This window comes from Dictyobacter formicarum (assembly GCF_016587435.1).
In genome coordinates, this window is record NZ_BNJJ01000060.1 from 1 (window position 1) to 4,210 (window position 4,210).

The 4,210-nt window shown below is 49.0% G+C and carries 4 protein-coding genes; 1 reads left to right on the forward strand and 3 read right to left on the reverse strand.

Annotated elements, in window-relative coordinates; all coding sequences use genetic code 11:
* Positions 1-192: 192 nt before the first annotated feature.
* Both JMI88_RS39125 and JMI88_RS39130 read right to left on the reverse strand, forming a co-directional pair.
* Positions 193-381, reverse strand: coding sequence for a helix-turn-helix domain-containing protein (locus JMI88_RS39125; protein ID WP_201367511.1), 189 nt, complete (start codon positions 379-381; stop codon positions 193-195).
* 463 nt (positions 382-844) lie between these two features.
* Entirely contained in the window at positions 845-2,605 is a 1,761-nt protein-coding gene (locus JMI88_RS39130) for a peptide ABC transporter substrate-binding protein (RefSeq protein WP_201367512.1), read from the reverse strand.
* Between the two features lie 304 nt (positions 2,606-2,909).
* Between JMI88_RS39130 and JMI88_RS39135 the strand changes: the two genes are divergently transcribed.
* Positions 2,910-3,842, forward strand: a complete 933-nt coding sequence (locus tag JMI88_RS39135) for a threonine/serine dehydratase (RefSeq protein ID WP_201367513.1) — start codon at positions 2,910-2,912, stop codon at positions 3,840-3,842.
* A gap of 54 nt (positions 3,843-3,896) precedes the next feature.
* On the opposite strand, the gene JMI88_RS39140 is transcribed toward JMI88_RS39135, so the two are convergent.
* The coding region (locus JMI88_RS39140; RefSeq protein WP_201367514.1) for a winged helix-turn-helix transcriptional regulator at positions 3,897-4,210 on the reverse strand (314 nt) is incomplete at its 5' end.

A 4,210-nucleotide genomic window follows, 5' to 3' on the forward strand; every position in this document is an offset into this window, starting at 1 on the left:
GTTGAGTTCTCTTTATTAGAAGAAGTGACGTTAGAGGCTGATGCAGAACAAGGTAGTATCCTGCAAGTTGGTCGTGAGGTTATTTGCGCAAGCTCTGCTGTGGCAGGGACAGCCAGCCAAAAAGAAGAGAGACCATGCCTGCTATGAAGCATAAGGCCTCTTTCTTTTATCTGTATCATGTGACTTTTAGTATTACTGGAGTAAGCCTTCGCTGCCCAGAACTTTGTCCAGGGTTTCGCGTTTGATACGATAGGCCTGGCGTGCATTGACGTGAGGAAGCACGACGGCCTCGAGTGCGCCCTGTTTGACCCAGCGGCGAACAGTGGTATCGTCTACACGAAGAATTTGCGCTACTTCAGATACTGTTAAAAGATCACTCATTTGTTCTAAGACTCCCTTTTGGTTCTGTATATACGTTCACTCATTTTTATCTATATAGACATAAATGATGTGAAACATTGTTGTAATTTGTTATTACGTGCACATTGTATAACAATGTTATGAAATTGTAAAGGCATAACATTGTTATGAAATTGTAAAGCCGTGATACTTATGTCGAAAGGGACTTGCTACATCCTCCCTTTTGGGGTTTAAAAGCGCAACAAATCGTCTGTCAATATGGTAACGTGAAATGGTCGTTAATTGACTTTATAAGCGCGATCAAGACCTCTTTGACGCATCTTATCAAAGCATTTTATCCTAGCTGAGAGACGGGTGTAATGAATTGAATGGAGCACATATTTTCTACCAGTTGCGTATTTATAGCTACGAGACTTTTGTGCTATTGCTGGCATAATGAGCGCTGTCTGCTCTCTTGAGAGAGCAGACAGCAGACTGCATGGGGCTATTTGTACTGGCTTACATTGGCACAGGTCGAGTTATTGTTGATATAGATAGAACCCCAGTCATCTGGTGGGGTTAGACCCTGCGCATTGTCGACCACGCCTACTACACAGGGTTTTCTGACCGAGGTGGAGATTTCTTGCGCCGTCGGAATCCAGGCAACATCGTTGATCAAGGCTTGCTCTGCGGTGTTGTACTGCTGCATGCGCTCGGTATTGTTGGAGTTGGCATCCGCCTTCACCATCAAGGCCTGATTGGCCTGTTGTTCAGCGGCATATGGATTTTTATTCTGGCCGTAGTTCATACCATTCTTAGCAGCACCGTTGCCAAAGAGCAAGGTTAGCCAGTCCTGAGGATCTGGATAGTCAGCGTACCAGTCGGCATACCACATCTGGATACCTTTAGGATTGTTGGCGGCTGCATTGGCTTGATCTAGCAATGTATTAAAGTCGGTGTCGCGAATCTTGACGTCAATACCCAGCGCATTTTTCCACATTTGCTGCATAGCGCTGAAGGCGTTGGCGGCATCCGAAGAGCCTTCGGTAGCGACCGTAAAGACCACTTGCGGGAACGTTGCCTGCGTATAACCTTCTTCTTTCATGCCTTGCTCAAACAACTGTTTAGCCTGGGTTGGATCGCCTTTGGTATCCTTGACGCCCATCGGCCCGGTCAGGTTTTCGTTGTAACCAGGCATGCCTTCTGGCACGATATGGTTGGTGGCAACATTGGCGTCTTTGCCAACATCGTGGGCCAGCGCGTACTTGTTTAATGCCAGGGCAAAGGCCTGACGAATTTTGATATTGTTAAAGGGTTTGGTCAGATAGTTCATCGCAATGAAGTCGATGGCCAGGATCGGCACCTGGTGATATTGATTGTCGGGCAGATTTTTGGCGGTCGCTACCAGCGATGATGGAACACCTGTGTCATGAACCTGACCGTTCTGATAGGCCTGATAAGCTGTCTGGCTATCTTTATAGAAAGGAACAACGATCTTTTTCAGCTTGGGCTGTGCCCCATAGTAATTCGTATTTGGTACAAATACGATTTCTTTGCCGTGCTCGAATTTTTGTACTTTCCATGGGCCAGCGCCGCCGCCTTCGTCCAGGTGGTCGGTAAAGTTCTTGCCGTACTTATCGATAAGCTTGCGCTCAACCACAAAAGAAGTGTTATAGGTTAAGGCTTCTAGAAAATAAGCTGCTTTCTGAGTGGTCTTCAAAATAACGGTCTGATCATCAGGAGTGATGATACTATCATTGATCAGGGTCTTGACCTTACCAGCGCTGCGCTTATCTGAATCTTTGAGGAGGCCCAGATAGGTGCTGGCGACGCCCGAGCCTACCTGTGGGTCCAGTGCCCGGTCGATGCTATAAGCGACATCTTTGGAGGTGAGAGGTGCGCCATCGCTAAATTTTAAGTTGGGTCTCAACTTAAATGTCCAGGTTAAGCCATCTGCACTTGCCTCATAGGATTGGGCGAGTTGTTTTTGTACCTCAAGCTTGTCGTTGAGGGATACCAGGCCGGTAAAGACCTTGCTAATGGCGTTAATGGAAGGAATGTCGCCGGCCAGCGCAGGATCAAAGGTTTTGAGGTCTGCACGGCCGGTAATCGGCTGGATGAGAATTTGTTTGTCGTCTGGGGCTTTGTCGCTGCTATTAGAATTGGTTGCAGCTGGTGCTGTACTGCCACAGGCCGATAATAGCACAGCCAGGATGCACAGCAAGGCTGGAATCAAACGGCGACTCAACAATGCGCGTGATTTCATGTAGTGTCTCCTGATTCTACGAGGATGGTAGTTCGGGCTTAAATAATACCTTTGCCAAAACTCTTCACTGTATACTACGCTATTGCATTACTAAATCTCTCACAGGCTATAAATATACATAGAAGTATAGATAAAATTGCTACAGCATGTGCTCAAAAAATGTAGCTATTTTCTATTCTGCACTACTTTCAATCATTTTAAGTAGGTCAAATGCTGCGAACATAGATAACAGCTATTACAGTAAAAATACAGCCCTTGTGCAGGTGCTATAATGAAGCAAAAAGTAAACAAGAAGGCGTATATCATGGTTACCAGAGAAGACATTGAACGCGCTGCCCGGCGCGTGGCTGCTTATGTACGGCAAACCCCTGTGATCTCGCTTGAGCGTGGCATATGGAACTGTCCGGGCCATATTTCATTAAAGCTGGAGCAGTTGCAGCATTCGGGCTCTTTTAAGGCGCGGGGCGCCTTTAATCGTCTTTTGGCTCAGCCTGTGCCCCCGGCGGGTGTGATTGCCGCTTCAGGTGGTAATCATGGGGCGGCTGTGGCCTATGCGGCCCAGCAATTGGGGTATCGCGCTGAAATATTTGTGCCCGAGATTTCTGCTCGCGTTAAAGTAGAACGCTTGCGTTCTTATGGGGCTGATGTGCATATCGTTGGAGCGACTTATGCTGATGCGTGGCTGGCCAGCGAGGAGAGGGCAAAGCAGACGGGCGCCCTGGTGGTTCATGCCTATAATCAGCCTGAAGTGGTTGCGGGTCAGGGAACGGTTGGCTATGAGCTGACGCAGCAGTTGCCGGATCTTGATACCTTGCTGGTGTCCGTGGGTGGCGGTGGTTTGATCGCTGGTATTGCCAGTTGGTTTCAAAATGCAGTGCGTGTGATTGGTGTCGAGACCGAAGGGACGGCTAGCATGTATCAAGCCTTGCAGGCTGGTGCCCCGGTCGATGTGGAAATTCGGGGCCTGGCGGCTGATGCTCTGGGAGCCCGGCGCGTGGGTGAACTGCCTTTTGCCGTTTCGCAGCGCTATGTAGAGCGCATTGTGCTGGTGGACGATGCAGCCGTCGCTCAGGCCCAGCTGTGTCTGTGGCATGATATGCGCCTGGTAGCTGAGCCCTCTGCAGTCGCTGGTATCGCAGCCCTGCAAACCGGCGCCTACCAGCCTGCTCCCAATGAGCGCGTTGGTATACTCATCTGTGGTGGTAATGCCCAGCTGGAAGCTTTACTGCTCAAATAATTGTGCCGATTTATTCGTTAGTGCAGCATTCCTCGCAAAGCGAGGAATGCTGCACTAACGAATAAAAGACCTTTCAGTGTCCTCTTCTGGTAGAGGTAGCCATTCTGTTCCCCAGTGCTCAATAGCTTCGACCACCTCGCTGAGGGCTTTGCCTTTGGCGGTCAACTCATACTCAATTCGCACTGGTATCTCGTCAAAGACCGTTCTCTCAATGATTTTCTGCTCCTCAAGCTCTTTCAGGCGTATGGAAAGCACACGGTCGCTAATATTGCCGATGGTGCGCGCAATTTCACTATAGTGGCGTGGTTTGAGCAGCAACACTTTAAGGATGAGAGGCGTCCAGCGCTTGCTGATCAAGTTGGCCGCCT